The 16,804-nt window shown below is 37.9% G+C and carries 16 protein-coding genes and 2 pseudogenes; 10 read left to right on the top strand and 8 right to left on the bottom strand.

Translation table 11 applies throughout. From position 1 onward, the window contains the following. Nucleotides 1-81: 81 nt before the first annotated feature. The 5 genes from ACQV1I_RS24395 to ACQV1I_RS24375 form a co-directional block, all read right to left on the bottom strand. The gene (locus tag ACQV1I_RS24395; RefSeq protein WP_116333526.1) at nt 82-1,848 is read right to left on the bottom strand and encodes a sulfatase-like hydrolase/transferase; all 1,767 of its coding nucleotides are present in this window, start codon (nt 1,846-1,848) and stop codon (nt 82-84) included. 402 nt (nt 1,849-2,250) lie between these two features. Beyond that, on the bottom strand, nt 2,251-2,898 hold the full coding sequence (locus ACQV1I_RS24390) for a hypothetical protein (RefSeq protein ID WP_094700164.1): 648 nt from the start codon (nt 2,896-2,898) through the stop codon (nt 2,251-2,253). Between the two features lie 56 nt (nt 2,899-2,954). After that, nucleotides 2,955-3,539, bottom strand: a complete 585-nt coding sequence (locus tag ACQV1I_RS24385) for a hypothetical protein (protein ID WP_116333527.1) — start codon at nt 3,537-3,539, stop codon at nt 2,955-2,957. A 229-nt stretch (nt 3,540-3,768) separates the two neighbouring features. Continuing rightward, on the bottom strand, nt 3,769-4,611 hold the full coding sequence (locus ACQV1I_RS24380; RefSeq protein ID WP_018671181.1) for an aldo/keto reductase: 843 nt from the start codon (nt 4,609-4,611) through the stop codon (nt 3,769-3,771). A 138-nt stretch (nt 4,612-4,749) separates the two neighbouring features. After that, on the bottom strand, nt 4,750-5,961 hold the full coding sequence (locus ACQV1I_RS24375; protein WP_116333528.1) for an MFS transporter: 1,212 nt from the start codon (nt 5,959-5,961) through the stop codon (nt 4,750-4,752). Between the two features lie 178 nt (nt 5,962-6,139). Between ACQV1I_RS24375 and ACQV1I_RS24370 the strand changes: the two genes are divergently transcribed. From ACQV1I_RS24370 to ACQV1I_RS24355, 4 genes and pseudogenes are all read left to right on the top strand, one after another. After that, entirely contained in the window at nt 6,140-6,514 is a 375-nt protein-coding gene (locus ACQV1I_RS24370) for a winged helix-turn-helix transcriptional regulator (protein WP_104031655.1), read from the top strand. Between the two features lie 906 nt (nt 6,515-7,420). Next, nucleotides 7,421-8,484 (top strand): annotated as a pseudogene (locus tag ACQV1I_RS24365) (NCS2 family permease). 11 nt (nt 8,485-8,495) lie between these two features. Continuing rightward, nucleotides 8,496-9,047, top strand: coding sequence for a phosphoribosyltransferase family protein (locus ACQV1I_RS24360; RefSeq protein WP_116333529.1), 552 nt, complete (start codon nt 8,496-8,498; stop codon nt 9,045-9,047). 139 nt (nt 9,048-9,186) lie between these two features. Next, nucleotides 9,187-9,483: a hypothetical protein gene (locus ACQV1I_RS24355; RefSeq protein WP_094700158.1), complete on the top strand. Its 297-nt coding sequence runs from the start codon at nt 9,187-9,189 to the stop codon at nt 9,481-9,483. 93 nt (nt 9,484-9,576) lie between these two features. On the opposite strand, the gene ACQV1I_RS24350 is transcribed toward ACQV1I_RS24355, so the two are convergent. Next, nucleotides 9,577-10,104, bottom strand: coding sequence for an NAD(P)H-dependent oxidoreductase (locus tag ACQV1I_RS24350; RefSeq protein ID WP_116333530.1), 528 nt, complete (start codon nt 10,102-10,104; stop codon nt 9,577-9,579). Nucleotides 10,105-10,309: 205 nt separating this feature from the next. Here ACQV1I_RS24350 and ACQV1I_RS24345 point away from each other — a divergent pair. Continuing rightward, nucleotides 10,310-10,660 (top strand): annotated as a pseudogene (locus ACQV1I_RS24345) (winged helix-turn-helix transcriptional regulator). Nucleotides 10,661-11,057: 397 nt separating this feature from the next. Then, nucleotides 11,058-12,272: an NO-inducible flavohemoprotein gene (hmpA, locus tag ACQV1I_RS24340; RefSeq protein ID WP_094700156.1), complete on the top strand. Its 1,215-nt coding sequence runs from the start codon at nt 11,058-11,060 to the stop codon at nt 12,270-12,272. 2 nt (nt 12,273-12,274) lie between these two features. Here hmpA and ACQV1I_RS24335 read toward each other — a convergent pair whose 3' ends face one another. Further along, nucleotides 12,275-12,790 (bottom strand): Crp/Fnr family transcriptional regulator, encoded by a 516-nt coding sequence (locus tag ACQV1I_RS24335; protein ID WP_094700155.1) that lies wholly within the window; start codon nt 12,788-12,790, stop codon nt 12,275-12,277. 167 nt (nt 12,791-12,957) lie between these two features. Beyond that, nucleotides 12,958-13,299 (bottom strand): DoxX family protein, encoded by a 342-nt coding sequence (locus ACQV1I_RS24330; RefSeq protein ID WP_116333531.1) that lies wholly within the window; start codon nt 13,297-13,299, stop codon nt 12,958-12,960. Between the two features lie 117 nt (nt 13,300-13,416). On the opposite strand from ACQV1I_RS24330, the gene ACQV1I_RS24325 reads away from it, so the two are divergent. From ACQV1I_RS24325 to ACQV1I_RS24310, 4 genes are all read left to right on the top strand, one after another. After that, a complete protein-coding gene (locus tag ACQV1I_RS24325; protein WP_094700153.1) occupies nt 13,417-14,136 on the top strand; it encodes a Crp/Fnr family transcriptional regulator in 720 nt (239 codons plus the stop codon). 197 nt (nt 14,137-14,333) lie between these two features. Further along, nucleotides 14,334-15,629: a helix-turn-helix domain-containing protein gene (locus ACQV1I_RS24320; RefSeq protein WP_116333532.1), complete on the top strand. Its 1,296-nt coding sequence runs from the start codon at nt 14,334-14,336 to the stop codon at nt 15,627-15,629. A gap of 16 nt (nt 15,630-15,645) precedes the next feature. After that, nucleotides 15,646-15,780, top strand: a complete 135-nt coding sequence (locus ACQV1I_RS24315; protein ID WP_255193636.1) for a hypothetical protein — start codon at nt 15,646-15,648, stop codon at nt 15,778-15,780. 166 nt (nt 15,781-15,946) lie between these two features. Beyond that, nucleotides 15,947-16,771, top strand: a complete 825-nt coding sequence (locus ACQV1I_RS24310; protein ID WP_116333533.1) for a Cof-type HAD-IIB family hydrolase — start codon at nt 15,947-15,949, stop codon at nt 16,769-16,771. Nucleotides 16,772-16,804 lie beyond the last annotated feature (33 nt).

Genomic DNA, 16,804 nt, shown 5'->3' with positions numbered 1-16,804 from the left:
GTAGAGGGAGGTACTTCTCAGGAGGACATCTCTGTATGGGGTTTACGATTTAGCTTGAATAACAGGTCACATATGATTTACTTATTGCATACTCGGTTCCAACCGTTTTTGTTTCCGTTGCTCCTCCAATAGATATGCCATCCATTCTTGTATTTTTTTCGTTTGTAGGGTAGCAAAAGCGGGGTGTGCAAGATTGCAGGTTTCAAGGGGGTCTGCGGTTAAGTTATACAGTTCATATTCGTCAGGGACCGGCTTGGTTTTATGGGAGGTAACGTAGCAGATACATTGCGATGATCGTGACATGTGTGTGGGTTCTTCCACTGGTTGAGCAGTGATATCTTTCTTGCCCGGACTGCTCCAGAATTGCTCATTATCAAAGTAGCGAGAGTACTTCCACAACTCTTTCGTGTTATTTCTATGTATGCTGGCGATAACGGTTTCGATGTGATTGGGCTGTATGACGGAAGGATAGGGTCTACCTAAAGGATTAATCTGGTGCTGACCTCGTGTAACATCGTCGTCCATCATAAAATAAATTGGTTTTTCTATAGAATTAGACCTGTTTTGTCCCAAGATAAAGGGGGAAAGATCTTGACCTACAAAGGAATGAACTTCGCTATATTTGTTTCGTAAGCGGCTTTGGATGTCTTGTATATCAACATTAGCCAGTCCTAACATGGTGGGTAATATATCCAGATGGCTTGTGAGCATATTGTAATGCTGATGCTGTGAAAAGAGTTTTTTATTATGAATAATGAAGGGAACATGTAGCATTTCTTCATAAGCACAGTACCATTTTTGATGAAGATTACCGTGAGCACCAAGTAGGTCACCGTGATCAGACGTAAAAATTACGATTGTATTGTCATAGAAGGATGATCGGGTAAGGGCTTCAAAAACTGTAAGCATTTGCTGGTCAGCATTTTTTTGTAGCTGATAGTAAAGTCTACGATACTTATTTTGGTTATATATAGGTTGTAAAGCTCTAGGATATATATGCCGATAGCTTGCTTGACAGCGAGGTTTGGTTTCTAAAGACTCATTTATCGTAGGTGGAGGATCAATCAGAGGAATGGTCGGTTCCACATTAAAGTTAAATGTAGGGAGATATGCGGTGAGTGCGCCGTACAAAACAATGTCACGGGGGTTTACAAATGAAGCTATAATCAGCCACGGCTTGGCATTAGCGTCGTTACTTTTCTCACGATCAAGAGACCCGATAAGTTCGACCACCTCTGAAGCATAGACCATGTCTCTGCCACTTAGGCCGATAGCAGCGGAGGAAGCGGAGTTTCGTGGATTTTTACCATGGGGTTCTGGACCAATCCAGGTGGAAAACCCGAAGCTGTCCAGTGGGTTAGCATGTACATACAATTCTTCCTGTTGTCTATCAGGCACACCGGTTATGGGATGGTAGCTAAGGACGCTTTTGTGTGTACCTGGAACAATGATATCTTCATAGGAAATATGCCATTTCCCTTTGTAATAGGTTTGATACCCTGCTTCGCGAAAATAATTTCCCATAGTTGGAACGGTGTTTCTATTTAGCCAGAACATATCAGAGTCAAAGGCCTCCTTTGCGATTCCGACCGTTTGGCTGACGCCATGCAGAGAGGGATATTGACCGGTAAACAAGGTAGCCCGACTAGGACAGCAAGCCGCGCTACCAATGTAATGTCTGTGGAATTCTATACCATAAGATTTCAAAAGCTCCTGTGTAATGAGATTGTTCCTGCGCCATTTTCTTACTTCTTCATTTTCATAAACGGGAGGATACCGTTCCTCATCTACGAGGATTACGAGAAAGTTTGGTTTTATACATTTATGTGAAAGAGACTGATCACTCATGGCATGCACATCCTAGATAAGGTGTTGTTATCCTAGATTATGTTAGAGGGCTCTAAAAAAGTATTCGAAAAAATGGTGATCATCATGCTGTAGTGAATTGTAACATTTACTTTATCGCGCGTGTACACGTGAAAAGGGATCAAATTTCCTGATAGGATTTTCCGAATAGAAAACACCAAGGGTAAGTATTGCTTCTTAACTTAATAGTTGCATAGATTAAAAAACACAGTGATAAGCCTTTTTCATCAATGTAACATTTGCTTGAAAAGTTAAGGGATCCATGAAAATAGATGGGGGCAAATACATCACATACACAGAACGCCTGGGTCATATAGGGCAATTTTTTAAAAAAGAGTCTTTATGCTCAATTAAAGCAGGTTATTAAATTTGAGTTAATGATTCCTATTGTTTAGTAATTTCAATAGTCTGAAATGGTGTTGGTACAATAATCCAACCAAGATATCTATTTTCTACAATAGTTTCTTTACCAGGATAGACAGTGGCTTTCCAATTTCCATAAAGATCATGATTCTCACCAACACTAAAAACTCTAACTACATATTTCCCTGGTTGTTTAAATTTTGCATCAATTTCTTGTCCTTTTTTTATAACATGAGTATATTTCTTGTCATATTGATACCCAATTTCAGATTTCAAAAACTTTATAGGGAATTCAATTTTTGCATTAATATTGTGTTCAGTAGAGACAGTTAATTCAGCACTGGTAGTATATTTTATACCTAAATCGATGCCTTTATCAATTTTAACATATTGTTTGTAAATTAATTTATGACTTGGTTCATCTGAATCAAACACAGCTCTCGCAGTTCCTTTAACATAGCCATTCGCGTGGTAAACAATACCCGTTGCATATTGTATTATATCGGGTTTACGAATTTTACCATCTGAACTTGCCTCTCGATCTGCTTCGCTATCGAAATACTTAACATATTTAATTTTATTTTCGGAGCCAGAAGCTTGAACGGGAGGACTTAACAAAAAAATAGAGGCCCCTAGTAATGACAATGCTATAATCTTTTTTTTAAACATTTAAATTTCCCCCAAAAATTATATATTTTATAGCAGGAAGCGCTATAATAACAAAGTTAGATTTGATCATTTATAAATTTCGTTAATGAAGCAAAAAAATCTGAATGAATATCGTCTGAATTTGGAACCTTCGATCTATCTGAAATTGATGCAATACTTATATTCATTCCTTTACTTGTAAAGTTATAAATACTTAAAGAAGTGTTGGGAAAAATATCACTATAATTTTTTGTAATACCATTTTCCTCCTCTTTTGCGTTATAAAAGTTTGGAGAATAATGTAATGCATTTCTCCATTCAGGATTTTTTAGATGATTAAGGCTAATGCCGACCATTACAACAACCCCATTTTTGGAATTTTTGTAAACGAGTGTTTTATTAGTTTCTCTGAATTGAGAATGCATGTCCCGAGACTCCCCTTTCAACTCAGGAACTAAATTTCTTATATCCCAGTCATCAGTGACTTCAATGAAATCCTCTTGTTTAAAATTAGCTTTAATATTTAAAAAATTATCATTAAATTGTTTAATTTCTGTTGAATTAAGTGCGGTTTCATTATTACTTATTTGTTCACATCCATTTAGCAATATGATTCCAAGAGATAATAAGCATAAAAGTAAGATAATTTTTAGTCTCTGCATGTTAGAACCACCTAACTGTAGTTTTTTCCATATTATTACTGATGCCATTACCATATCACTATTGAAGAAAAGGATAAATATATATATTTTAAAAAAGCAATATTTTCTTATTAATGTATATTCTTTAAGCAGTTATGAAAAAGATGCTTACGTGTATTGGTCATGTAAAATTAATAATGCCGCCATTTCTCTCTCCCAAAAAAGAAATGGCGGCTTATTAAGACTATCCTTAAAAATCAAAGTTGTCCGGATCTGGACCGACTCGATGATTTTGATTCAAAGCATCAATGCGATCCATCTCTTCTTTTGTTAACTCGAAATCAAACACGGATGCATTTTCAACAATCCGATGCTCCTTTGTAGACTTTGGAATCGTGATAACACCATGCTGGAGATCCCAACGAAGAATGACTTGGGCAACTGTTTTGCCGTGCTTATCAGCAATTTCCTGTAATACAGGGTTATCCAACAATTGACCTTGCATTAATGGAGACCATGCTTCCATTTGAATATCATGCGCCCGGCAGAAAGTAATCAATTCCTTTTGCGTCAGGTATGGATGGAATTCCACTTGGTTTATCATTGGTTTTATTTCAGCTTCTTCCATCAAATCCTCAAGATGATGGATTTGGAAATTACTTACCCCGATTGCCTTTACACGTCCATCTTTATATAGCTTCTCTAGCGCTCTCCAAGCTTCCTTATACTTACCCTTCACAGGCCAATGAATGAGATACAAATCGAGGTACTCTAATCCGAGTTTATCTAGACTTGTTTCAAAAGCAGCGAGTGTGGCTTCGTATCCCAGATCGGCATTCCAAACCTTTGAAGTTACAAAGAGGTCTTCTCTAGGTAGGTTTGTTTCTTGAATGCCTTCGTGAATCGCCTGCCCTACACTGGTTTCATTTCCATAAATAGCAGCTGTATCGATACTGCGGTAACCATGCTTAATAGCTGATTTTACTGCTGATACCAACTCCGAACCTTCTTCTACTTTAAATACTCCGATTCCAAACCAAGGCATTTTAGTACCGTTGTGTAGTGTTGTTGTAGCTTGTAAATTTTTTGCCATTATAATAGCCTCCTATTTCATTTTTTACATATACTGTGCTGAAAAAACGCTGTACAAATGATCAATAACGGAGGCTCGGTAGCCAGTATATAACGAGCCTCTGTCTTCTAAACAAGAGCGATCATCTAAACAAAGAGCTTACAAACGAGCTGGCTCATTTTTGATAGTAATCTTATCTTTTCTTTCTAGGGCACGAACCAAACCTGTTAAGATAACCGCTCCCAAAACCATCAAGGCTCCTACCCAGGCTGTATGAATCAGTCCGAGTTTATCAGTAACGATTCCACCCAAGTATGCTCCGATTGCGATACCTGCGTTGAAAGCTGCGATATTCAAAGCGGAAGCTACATCTACCGCTTTAGGTGCATAACGTTCAGCCAACATGACCACGTAGACCTGCAATCCGGGCACGTTCATAAAAGCTAATAAGCCCATGAAGAAGATTGTTATTAGACCGGCAGCTTTAAACGGAGCGGTGAACGTTAAGATGAAGAGTACAATGAATTGTATAGTAAACATATAGAATAAGGCGGAAATAGGGTTGTGGTTGGCTGCTTTTCCACCAATGACGTTTCCAATCGCAATAGCAATTCCATATCCAAGAAGAATGATGGCAACGGTCGTTTCCTTAAATCCAGTTATATCGTGAAGTAACGGGGATAAATAAGTAAAGACAACAAATGTGCCCCCATACCCAATAGCAGTAATGATGAACGCAAGGAGCAATCTCCCATTAGTAACCAGTTTAAGCTGTTCTCGTAGTGGTGTTTTAGTTCCTTTACGCAAATCGGAAGGAATTAAAATCATATTGGCTATGAAAGCTAGGATGCCAATTACGACGATTCCAATAAAAGCAGCACGCCATCCTAATTGCTGTCCAATAAATGTACCCAAGGGCACCCCAGTAACAGTCGCCACTGTAAGTCCCGAAAACATAAAGGCGATAGCACTAGCCCTGCGGTTTTCTGGTACCAGATCAGCGGCGATCGTGGAACCAATTGACATAAATACACCATGTGAAAATGCGGAGATGATTCGTGCTATCAGCAGTATGACAATCCCATTTGCAGTGGCGGCAAGAGTATTTCCTATAATAAAAACCAGCATAATCCAAAATAATAATGATTTGCGTGGGATGCTAGAGGTTAGGGACGTTAAAATCGGAGCCCCAAAAGTTACCCCTAGCGCATATAAAGTAACGGTTAATGCTGATGTTGAAACGGATATATTTAAGTCATCAGCGATAAGCGGAAGTAGTCCCACACTGATGAATTCTGTTGTTCCAATTGCAAATGCACTTATCGCTAACGCAAGGAGCGCCAACGTACTTCTCTTTCGATCTAATAACATTCGCTCCACTCCTACAGTATGGTATTACCGGCCGGTAGATGCTATTATGATTTATTATAATAAAAAAGAATAGTACGCACTAAAAAGTAATATATGAACCGGAAAGTAATATACTTACTAAAAAGTAACATAGGTACTGAAAAGTCCCTATAGACATGTTTAGGAGGGATAAGCTGTGATTAAGAAAAAATATAATATTTCCGTTGAAGCGACCCTAGAAGTCATCGGCGGTAAATGGAAATGTGTGATTCTTTGCCATTTAACTCATGGGAAAAAACGCACAAGTGACTTAAAACGTATTATGCCAGGCATTACACAAAAAATGTTAACGCAACAGCTTAGAGAATTAGAACAGGACGGCATTGTAAATCGGATTATCTATAATCAGGTTCCTCCAAAGGTGGAGTATGAGCTAAGTGAGTATGGGTGGAGCTTAAAGCCGATATTGGATTCCTTATGTACATGGGGAGAGAAGCATATTGTTAAGGAATACGGAGATAAATTCGCTGTATTGGAAGATAACATATTAAATAATAGGGATAAAGACATGTAAGACATTACCTAAATAAAGATACTCTAAAAGCCTACGAAGGAATTACTCGTAGGCTTTTTCCTAACCCCTGATTATTCTTAAGTCCCCGTTTCGCTTCTGAACGGTTAGAGGTCGAAAACTCACTTATTCCACCTTCACATGAATCCAAATTTTAAAAAGGTTGTCTTTTGTCTAGTACATGTCGTGAACTGCAACATAGAATATAGCAAGTCAGACGATGGAGGTGAGACACATGAGCAAATTCCATCATAAAAAGAAGCATGTAAAGAAGCATGTAAAGAAGAAGGTAGTATTGTTCTGTAAATGCTGGGTCAAGAAAAAAAGAAAAAAACCTATTAGAAAGCCACATCATCCTTGCAAACATTAGTATGTAAGGGCAACAGCACAACGTGGTTTTGGGTGTAAAATGTGATAGGGTATATTGCACACTTCCAAATAAAAATCATGTGTAAAACAGCGTCTCACGTGTGAAATTACTGATTTACAGTATGAGCAAGGTGTTTACCTTGACTATTAGAGTTGAGGTAAACACCGTATCAAAGTCTATTCCGTAATAATAGATATCTAACCAATTGAAAAGCCTGTGATTTCCTAGAATAGATGGGGGATCATGGGCTTTTAGTTTTGATAACTTGTGTACGGAATAGCCAGTTATAAATCTGGCTATTTTTTTATGAAAAAAATGATTATATGTAACCTAAAATAAATGAAACGTACCCACCTTCAACTAGGAATCAAACCAATAAATTCTAGTTTTACCTTTAAAATACGAATGATACAACCTTTTGTTTTTATAAAATACATAAAAACACGAACGATTTAAAATTATAATTTGAAATAGATCGGATTCTGTGATATTTTACAGTTGTGAAAATTATTTAATATGACAGAAGGAGAAATTCAGAAATGGAATGGAAAGATATTATCGCGGCACTCAGCGTTGTACTTAACGGATTGCCACAGGGTCTACTTGCACTATCTCTGGGTTTTGCTTCCGTGCCTACAGCCTTAGCGTTCTTAATTGGTGCTACTGGAAATGCCATTACTGGCTCTGTAGCCGTTGTATCTTATCAAGTGGAGACGATTGCATTAGCTGGAACGCTGGGAAAAACGATGAGGGACAGGCTATCCATGATTTTTGTCGGGGGAGCAATTATGGCCACGATCGGTCTATTTGGTTTCTTAGAGAAAATCGTACACTTCATTGGACCTGTCATTACAAGTGGAATGATGGCTGGCGTTGGAATCATGCTGGCTCGAGTTTCTTGGGATATGGCGCGCAATAATATGCCTGTTGGGGTCGTTTCGATGAGTACAGGGTTACTCACCTATTTTGTAACAAGAGACCTAGTTTATACCGTTACAATTTCCGTTCTTATTTCTAGTCTCATTTCTCTACTTCTCTTACAAAAGGTACTACTATTAAACCGCTAGCAAATGACCGTTTTGCTTTTCAGAAACTATCGTTTTCAGCGAGTATTTTACGAGGGGCTATGGCGATGGTTTGTCTCAATATTGGCGCAAATATTGCTTTTGGCCAAATTAATGGTGAAATTGCCAAGTCGGATGTGAACATCGACACGCTTAGCGTGATTAGCAGTGTTGCTGATATGGTGTCGGCCCTATTTGGCGGGGCTCCTGTTGAAGCGATCATTTCTGCCACAGCAGGTGCTCCCCATCCTGTTGCCTCAGGTGTCTTGATGATGGTAGTCATGGCGGCCATTCTTCTAGCAGGCTTGTTGCCAAAAATCGGTCGTTATATCCCTAGTGAATCTATCTCTGGATTTCTGTTTGTTTTAGGTGCAATTGTAACTGTGCCTACCAATGCTATTTCCGCATTGACTGGTGGCGAAGCTTCATCTAGTTTGGTAGGTGGTGTAACCATGGTAGTTACCGCGATTTCAGATCCATTCTTTGGGATGATAGCAGGCTTACTTATGAGAGCATTAATCAGCTTATTTGGGATGTAGGAGGGAGTATAATGGAAAAGACTTATACGCTAGAGGTCGCAGGAATCACTCGGCATTTACCAATTATTCCGATTACAGAAAATCTTAGTATTGCTAGTTTTGTCATTCTTGGGGATACAGAGCTGGTAACCGTAGCAGCACCACTCCTCGCTGCAAAGCTACCTGAAGTTGATGTGGTAATTACCGCAGAAGCTAAGGGGATTCCCCTCATTCATGAGGTTTCACGCGTACTTCAGATGAAGAAGTATTATGTTGCTCGTAAAAGCACAAAGCCTTATATGCAAACACCATTAATTAATGAAGTGGAATCAATTACTACTCAGAAAAAACAGGTTCTCTGCCTAGATGGGGCAGACGCCAGTGAGATTGCAGGTAAACGTGTTGCCATCATAGATGATGTAATTAGTACCGGTAAGTCTTTGCAGGCTATTGAGGATTTGGTCATTCAAGCTGGTGGTATTGTGGTGGCTAGGGCGGCTATTCTTGCTGAGGGCGAAGCGGCCAAGCGAAGTGACATTTTATTTTTACAAGAACTTCCGTTGTTTCCTAATAAGATAGAGTAGGTAGTAGAAAATATCAATTGCATATTCAAGCTCGTATCCCCTTCTATAGGCTAGGCTGGAGGGGGTTTTTACATAGATAGGAAGAAAACATAAAACATCGGTAAAAAATAAAAAGTATAGTAATACCGAATTTTTAGTCATGTATTCGTATACCGGTTTTGAAGCTGTCACCTCTGCTACATATGTGTCTTTATTCCAGAACGACAAAGGGAAGGTAAAGCGAATTAGCACACTTAAAGTGTTTGATGCAAAAGAAGTAAAAGATCTTTGGCGTGAGCAGGATGTTGTTTACAATGACAAGACGAAACAAATATTTGCTTTTAACCATGCTATGAAGGTGACGCAGACAGGTGTTGGCAAAGGAGATGTGCTGGAGGCCTGCATCATTGGTTATAAAGAAGGAAAGCTAGTAAAGGTGAGCGACATAAAGAAATAGATAATAAAAACAGCCTATTTATTCTTAAAAAGGGTGAAATAGGCTGTTTTTGTATCATATGTTTTAAAGTAATAAAAATAGCAAAAGTAGTAATTAAGATTTCAAAATATGTGTCACATAATCTATAGCGCTTTGTTCTACTTCTTCATCTGTAAGGTGTTGTTCAGCACCGTAAATAGCAAATATAGGTATAAATTTCATGCCTGTATAAATGCAGGTTGCCTGAAAAGGTCTTGTCAGTTCACTCAAAGTGAATTGATTGGCTCCTCCAGCCTGATAATCAGCTTGAAGCCCACCAATTGAGATAGCGAGACCTAATTCCTTACCTTGTAGCTTATCTCCTAGAGAGCCATATGCCCATCCATGTGTAAAAACATCGTCAAGCCATTTTTTGAGTAATGGAGGTGAACTATACCAATAGAAAGGGAATTGGAAAATAACACGTTCATGCTCCATCACTAGTTTTTGCTCGTGTTCAATATCAAATGTCCAGTCAGGATAGGTTGAATATAATTGGTGAACGGTAATGGTATCTGAATGTTTCGTTAATTCCTGTACCCATCTTTTATTGATGCAAGAATCTCCAATATTGGGGTGTGCGACAATCACAAGAGTTTTCATGAGTTTGTTTTCCTCCTCGAAAAAGGTGTTTAAAAGGTGTTTAACAGAATACAGGAATGGCCATTCCGTAGCTTTATTTCTAATGCTAGTATGTAATAGATGTAACAAATTAGAAAGAACGTACTTAAAAGTGCTGTAGATACTTTAAAGTAACATAGGAACTTTTTTGTATGTAAGTACCTTAAAGTAACTATGGGGGCGTATCATGAAGAAATATAATTTTCCTGTTGAAGCGACGCTTGATGTTATCGGAGGAAAGTGGAAGGTTGTTATCTTGTGCATCCTATTGTGCGTTTAAGCTCGCAGGTTCTCTTTTTCTCTCCAGTAACCTGATATTACACAGAAAATGCTCACACAGCATTTGCGTGAGCTTGAAAGAGATGGGATTATTATTCGAACCGTATACAATCAAGTTCCACCAAAGGTCGAGTATTCCCTGAGTGATTATGGGAAAACACTTACCAAAGTTCTTGATTTTATGTGTGATTGGGGAGGAAGTCATATTGAAAAGAGGCAACAGGAGGGGGAATCAATTATGATTACCTGTACAAATTAGCAATATGAGAATGGTTGTAAGATAAATCATAGTTATGAAATCAAAAGGTTCTTATGATTTCATTTTTCTTCATGTCGTTAACCAGTTCATGAATAATGCATTGAAAAATAGTCATGAGGATATCCTGTTACTACCAATACGCCGAAGCGTCCAACCTATGTCTGTAATCCATTGGGCGAAAACAAACTATACTTCCGTTGTTGAGAGCATAGCTTACCAAGGAAGTTATTAACTCAAAATTCATTCCGCTTTGATGGATATTTGTATATGCGAGGTTACTAGAAGAAACTATCTTCGCAAATCTGTGCCTTTTACAGTGATCTTAATCACACAGGGTGACATTTCTCACTCTATATACTGAGGTCATACCACGCAAAACGAAAGTGAGGTAATGAAGATGCTAAGTGAAAAAACGATTCAAATCATTAAATCTACGGTACCCGTATTAGAAAAACACGGAATCGATATTACAAAACGATTTTATCAATTATTGTTTACAAAACATCCAGAACTGTTAAATATTTTCAATCATGCCAATCAGAAGCAAGGGAGACAACAGACGGCATTAGCCAATGCAGTGTATGCTGCGGCCCAATATATAGACAAATTAGAAACGATTATTCCTGTTGTAAAGCAGATTGGTCATAAGCATCGTAGTCTTGGAATTAAAGCAGAGCACTACCCAATTGTTGGGGAAAATCTGCTTGCTGCGATTAAGGATGTACTCGGTGATCTGGCTACAGACGAGATTTTGCAAGCATGGGCCGAGGCTTATGGTGTAATTGCAGATGCTTTTATCGGTGTAGAAGCTGAATTCTATAAGCAAGCAGAACAACAACAAGGTGGCTGGGAAGGATTTAGAGCATTCAAAGTGGACAGAAAGGTAAAAGAGAGCGACGTCATTACTTCTTTTTATCTTGTTCCTCAGGATGGAGAAGCGATCGCTTTATTTGAACCAGGCCAGTACGTTAGTGTGAAAGTGGACATTCCTGGTGAAGAGAACACCCATATTCGTCAATATAGCTTATCTGATGCTCCAGGCAAACCTTATTATCGAATCTCTGTTAAAAGAGAGGATGGCAAGCAGGATCAGCCTGCCGGTAAGGTATCTGTCTATCTACATGAACAGATCCAGCAAGGAGATGTGTTATTGCTTTCGGCACCGGCAGGGGATTTCGTTTTGGATCAAAAGGATGATCGTCCTGTCGTCCTCATAAGTGGAGGGGTTGGATTAACGCCTTTAGTTAGTATGCTTAACACACTTGTAGAGACGAATCCTAACCGCCAAGTAACCTTCATTCATGCGGCTCAAAACGGGCAGGTTCACGCAATGAGAGAACATGTGGAGGAACTTGCTCTTAAGCACTCGCAATTATCTGTTCATTGGTGTTATGACAATCCGACTGACCTTGATAGAGCAACAAAGGCTTTTCATAAAGAAGGCTATGTAGATCTATCTACATTAGAGCAAATGGTTCCATCTAAAGATGCCAGCTTCTATTTCTGTGGTCCGACCCCCTTCATGAAGGCTTTGTACCAGACACTGAAGGAATACCAAATTGCTGAAGCAGACATTCATTTTGAGTTTTTTGGCCCTGCTGATAGCTTGTAGGACTATGAATCCGGTTTAGAGGTAGATTGAGCTCGTAACAATCTATTTACAGTCTCACGGCGAAGTCCGATAAATTGCCCGATTTCATCCTGTGTTAGCACATCCGTCAAAGTGGTGGGAGCAATATAGAATTCAAACCAGGCTTGGAGCTTTCGCAATTTATCTGCTGCCGACACCTCAGTTAGTTGATCGATCCGATGCTGCATCATTCGTAGCTTTTCCTGAAGCTGTAAGGCAATGGTCCGGCAATTGTCTGGATTCTTCTGTAGCTCCTGATACCACTCCCGAGCATTGAGAACCTCGATCTCACAAGTTACAAGTGCGATAGCGGTTCCAAAATAGGGATTCGGACTAATGAGAGAATGGTGTGGGATGATTTCATTAGGCACAATAATATTAACCAAAGTTGTTGTCCCATCCTCGTGAATTCTAATAATTTTCAATAGGCCGCTTTTCAAATGGTACAGCGGGCCCGTTTCTCCTTGACGAAACAGAGTTTCACCCCTATGCAATCTCATAGTAACCTCCATAAGTAATAAAGCGAAAGTCGAACCTCCTGACTTTCGCTTTATTGTTTATTAATAGAGATTATAGCAGGATTAGCAGATATATGAAAAACTGATGTGAGGAAAAATGTGTTTACCCTTCAATTTTACATTACAATACGCTAAGTAAAGCTAATTTTTTACCCGGAAATCACTAAGATACATAAGATAAGTACAATAACAGCTCTAACTGACGTGATTGGTTTATGCTTCGCCCTAATGATATGAGCGTACAAGGCGGCAATCATAATTACAATAAAAATAGAAGCCGAAAACTTCAAAGTAGCAGGTATCCAAAAGGAGGCGATTACTCCAATGAAACCGATTAATTCGCAAGTGGCTGTGACGTACATGAGCCACATTGGATAGCCATAGTCATTCCAATGCTGAACCATTGTTTTTGAACTTGAAAATTTGTTGAAAATTGAAATGGAAAACAAACCAATACATACAATTTGGAAAAGTAAAATAGTGAAATGCATGACGGTACCCTCCTCTGATAAGATAAGTAAGATGAGATGTCTTTGAGGACAGTATAGTCGGGTTATTTGTAAAAAGATGTAGTCCAGACTACAATGGCAGCACTATAGGGGGATTGTATGGAAAAGATAAAATATTTATCAAGAATACAATTATTTAGTGAGCTTGAGGTAGAGGAATTAGAAAAAATTGAACCTGTTGCGCCGATTACAATTATGAAAAAAGGAACGCTGATTACAGCCCCACATCACACTCAAAAATTCTTATATTTAATCAAATCGGGAAAGGTTCGATTATATCAGATAACGTCAGAAGGAAGTGAGCTGACTCTTGATGTATTAGGTGTTGGACATATATTTGGAGAAGTCGGTACGTTTACAACAGGGTCTGAAAATCTGTATGCACAGACATGGGAGGATTCTCTGATCTGTACGATCGATAAATCTGAATTCGAGAAATTTCTGCAAAAGAAACCCGAGATTGCGTTAAAATTTATTGAAATTCTGTCTAAACGCTTACAGGAGGTAGAGGAGCTACTCGAATACATGGCGTATGGAAGCGTTCGAAAACGGCTTCTATTTTTATTACATAAACTATCGGATAAATTCGGAGTTAAAATATCCATAGGGGAGAGTCTGCATCAAGACGAAGGCTGGATTCAGCTTGATATAGCTGTTACGCATCAAGAATTAGCAGTAATGATGGGCAGTATTCGTGAGACAGTGACGGGATTATTACAAGATTTCACAGCAGAAGGTATTATTCGTAAAGGCGGCCATCGTAAACCGTTCCAAATCCATTGCTCTCGATTAAAACAAGCATTAGCAAAAGCAAAATAAAAGCAAATAACTAAATAAAGGGTAATTTCCCTTTAATTTTCATTAATAAATTACTTATTTAACAATAATTTCACCACTAATCTTTATTTATATTTACAATAATATACAATTAAACTAGAATTATAGAGGAGTAATTGAATGGAAGAGGATACCATTGGCGAATATTGTCCTGAGAAATTATGTCCTAAGGTGGGAATATGATGGAAGGAAATGGAGCAGTACTTTACTCCTCTCTAGGTGAATTAATAAAAAATAAAAGACAACAAGCAAATTTGAGTTTATCAGAATTGGGAAGGCTATCTGGTGTCAGTAAGGGCGTGCTCTCCAAAATCGAATCATGTGAAACCAAGAGACCAGAGCTACGAACCATAAAGGCAATTACAACTGTATTAGTATTGCCATATGAAGAGATTATCGAGAATTATATAGAAATACAGCAACGCGTGGAAATTTTATATGAGCTTCTTTTAGAGATGATTGAACTATCTAATACAACGTTAATTAGTAAGGTTGCTCAAAAAATTCTTGAAAATCCCCAAGAAGATACATATACAGCTTTAGAGCGTCTTTATGATCTATGCAATAGCATTACTAGCGATGAGATTAGACTTATTTTATATAGCGCTATCATTAAGTATGCTAGAGTACATGGAATACCAAATTATATAGCCAAACCGTCCTTACAAAAATACCTAATAGAGAGACAAGATTTCAAGAATTTAGAGGAGTCATTTAAAATTGGAGAAGAAATCAGTCATTATGCAGATTTTTTGTCTGAGGAAGAAAAAATCACTTTCTATTTTAGAATGGGTCTTCATGCATTTGCGATAAAAAAATATCAGCAATGTATTGAATTAACAAAGATGGGGCTTTTACGAGACCACACAATAAACGAGTTAAAAGTTAGAGCCTATCTAGCTATGATTAATGCCCTCTTATTATCAGGTAAATATGAGGAAGTAGAAAAGCATCTTTCTATCTATAAAACTTTTAATTTCCATTTTGTCCATGAATCAGCAATGTTAACTGGTGCAATCGTAAAGGCAAAGAAGAAGGACTATGAAGTAGCCATTCCATTATTACTAGATTGCTTACAAAATACGAGTGAGGATTCAAGAATTCATGCAGTAAATGAGCTAATTGAATTATATTTGCAAATGGAAAAGTTTGATTCCATTGCAGAATTACTTGCACAAGAAGATAACTTTTTGAAGGTTGAATCGAAAACACCTTATAAATATTATTCAATGGGATTATATTATCAATACAAAGGAAACTATCAAATTGTAATCAAATCATATGAGGAAGGATTGGATAGCTATCTTGTTAGTATGGAAATATACGGAAAAATAAATGCTTATCAAGAAATTAATGAATGTATGAAAAGTATTCTCTCTTTTTATTTCTCTATCAATAAATCTATAGATTTACAAATGGTGCAGAAGCTTCAAGACGTATATAATAGGATTATACAGAATAAAGATATTAATTAGCGTAGGAGGGATTGAGATGAAAAAGGCAATTTTAACGATTTTCATGACTTTAGCAATGGTAATTTCTATAGGTTCTATTGATTCTTTCTCTCATGTCGCAGAAGCTAGTAAACCTCATGTTATTCAGTATGTATATGATCCAGGATTTTAATTTTATCTCTGCTTAGAACGCTCCTAGGAGCGTTCTTTTTTATGAAAAAATACTGGTGGTCTATGAAACCAAAGTCATCCATCTAACTTTTTTTACACATAAATTACAAGATCAATGATATGATTATAGCGATTTATACAACTAGATTAGATTGGATGGTTTTGTCATGCAAAATTATAGAATGATTGTCCTCGATTTAGACGATACATTACTTCAAGATGATCACACCATTTCAACACGTACAAAAAGTGCACTAATGAAGGCACAAGAAGCGGGAGTAAAAGTAGTTCTCGCATCTGGTCGTCCCACGTATGCAATGACGCATGTTGCTGAAGAATTGGAGCTGGGGAAATATGGTAGCTTTATTTTATCCTTCAATGGTGCAAAAATTATAAATTGGAAAACAAAAGAAGAATTATTTAGTAGCACCCTACCAGTAGAAACTGTACATGAGCTATACGACATCAGTAAAAAAGAACAAGTTGGGATTCTCTCATATGATGGGGATGATATCGTAGCTGAAACCGTTACTGCTTATACCAAAAAAGAATCTGAGATTACGGGAATGAACATTAAAGAGGTAGAAAGCTTTACCCAAGCGATTACACGACCAGTAGTAAAAGTACTAATGGTAGACGATCCTACTAAACTAGCAATTGTGGAAAAGAAACTGCAAAAACAGCTAGAGGGTCAATTGAGTGTGATGCGGTCGAAGCCATTTTTCTTGGAGTTCACAGAAGCGGGTGTAGATAAAGGAACCAGCCTACATCAGCTTATTAATAAATTAGGGATTGAACAAGCAGAGGTTATTGCGATCGGTGATAGCTACAATGATCTTGCTATGATTACCTTTGCAGGGCTTGGTGTCGCCATGGGCAATGCACCAGATGACATTAAGGAAGTAGCTAACTATGTGACAGATACTAATATGAACCATGGTGTGGCAAAGGTTGTGGAGACATTTATTTTAAATAAAATGCTACAAGCATAGAAATCGGATTAATGATGATTTCTTTCCTGTACG

The organism is Brevibacillus sp. JB24b, assembly GCF_051713385.1.
Taxonomy (GTDB): domain Bacteria; phylum Bacillota; class Bacilli; order Brevibacillales; family Brevibacillaceae; genus Brevibacillus_B; species Brevibacillus_B laterosporus.
This window is presented reverse-complemented; position numbering and strand designations above follow the sequence as displayed.

Excerpts from the sequence above, each read along its gene's own strand:
- ACQV1I_RS24395 (WP_116333526.1), bottom strand. The coding sequence starts at position 1,848 with ATGAGTGATCAGTCTCTTTCACATAAATGTATAAAACCAAACTTTCTC.
- ACQV1I_RS24390 (WP_094700164.1), bottom strand. The coding sequence starts at position 2,898 with ATGTTTAAAAAAAAGATTATAGCATTGTCATTACTAGGGGCCTCTATT.
- ACQV1I_RS24385 (WP_116333527.1), bottom strand. The coding sequence starts at position 3,539 with ATGCAGAGACTAAAAATTATCTTACTTTTATGCTTATTATCTCTTGGA.
- ACQV1I_RS24380 (WP_018671181.1), bottom strand. The coding sequence starts at position 4,611 with ATGGCAAAAAATTTACAAGCTACAACAACACTACACAACGGTACTAAA.
- ACQV1I_RS24375 (WP_116333528.1), bottom strand. The coding sequence starts at position 5,961 with ATGTTATTAGATCGAAAGAGAAGTACGTTGGCGCTCCTTGCGTTAGCG.
- ACQV1I_RS24360 (WP_116333529.1), top strand. The coding sequence starts at position 8,496 with ATGGAAAAGACTTATACGCTAGAGGTCGCAGGAATCACTCGGCATTTA.
- ACQV1I_RS24355 (WP_094700158.1), top strand. The coding sequence starts at position 9,187 with ATGTATTCGTATACCGGTTTTGAAGCTGTCACCTCTGCTACATATGTG.
- ACQV1I_RS24350 (WP_116333530.1), bottom strand. The coding sequence starts at position 10,104 with ATGAAAACTCTTGTGATTGTCGCACACCCCAATATTGGAGATTCTTGC.
- hmpA (WP_094700156.1), top strand. The coding sequence starts at position 11,058 with ATGCTAAGTGAAAAAACGATTCAAATCATTAAATCTACGGTACCCGTA.
- ACQV1I_RS24335 (WP_094700155.1), bottom strand. The coding sequence starts at position 12,790 with ATGAGATTGCATAGGGGTGAAACTCTGTTTCGTCAAGGAGAAACGGGC.
- ACQV1I_RS24330 (WP_116333531.1), bottom strand. The coding sequence starts at position 13,299 with ATGCATTTCACTATTTTACTTTTCCAAATTGTATGTATTGGTTTGTTT.
- ACQV1I_RS24325 (WP_094700153.1), top strand. The coding sequence starts at position 13,417 with ATGGAAAAGATAAAATATTTATCAAGAATACAATTATTTAGTGAGCTT.
- ACQV1I_RS24320 (WP_116333532.1), top strand. The coding sequence starts at position 14,334 with ATGATGGAAGGAAATGGAGCAGTACTTTACTCCTCTCTAGGTGAATTA.
- ACQV1I_RS24315 (WP_255193636.1), top strand. The coding sequence starts at position 15,646 with ATGAAAAAGGCAATTTTAACGATTTTCATGACTTTAGCAATGGTAATT.
- ACQV1I_RS24310 (WP_116333533.1), top strand. The coding sequence starts at position 15,947 with ATGCAAAATTATAGAATGATTGTCCTCGATTTAGACGATACATTACTT.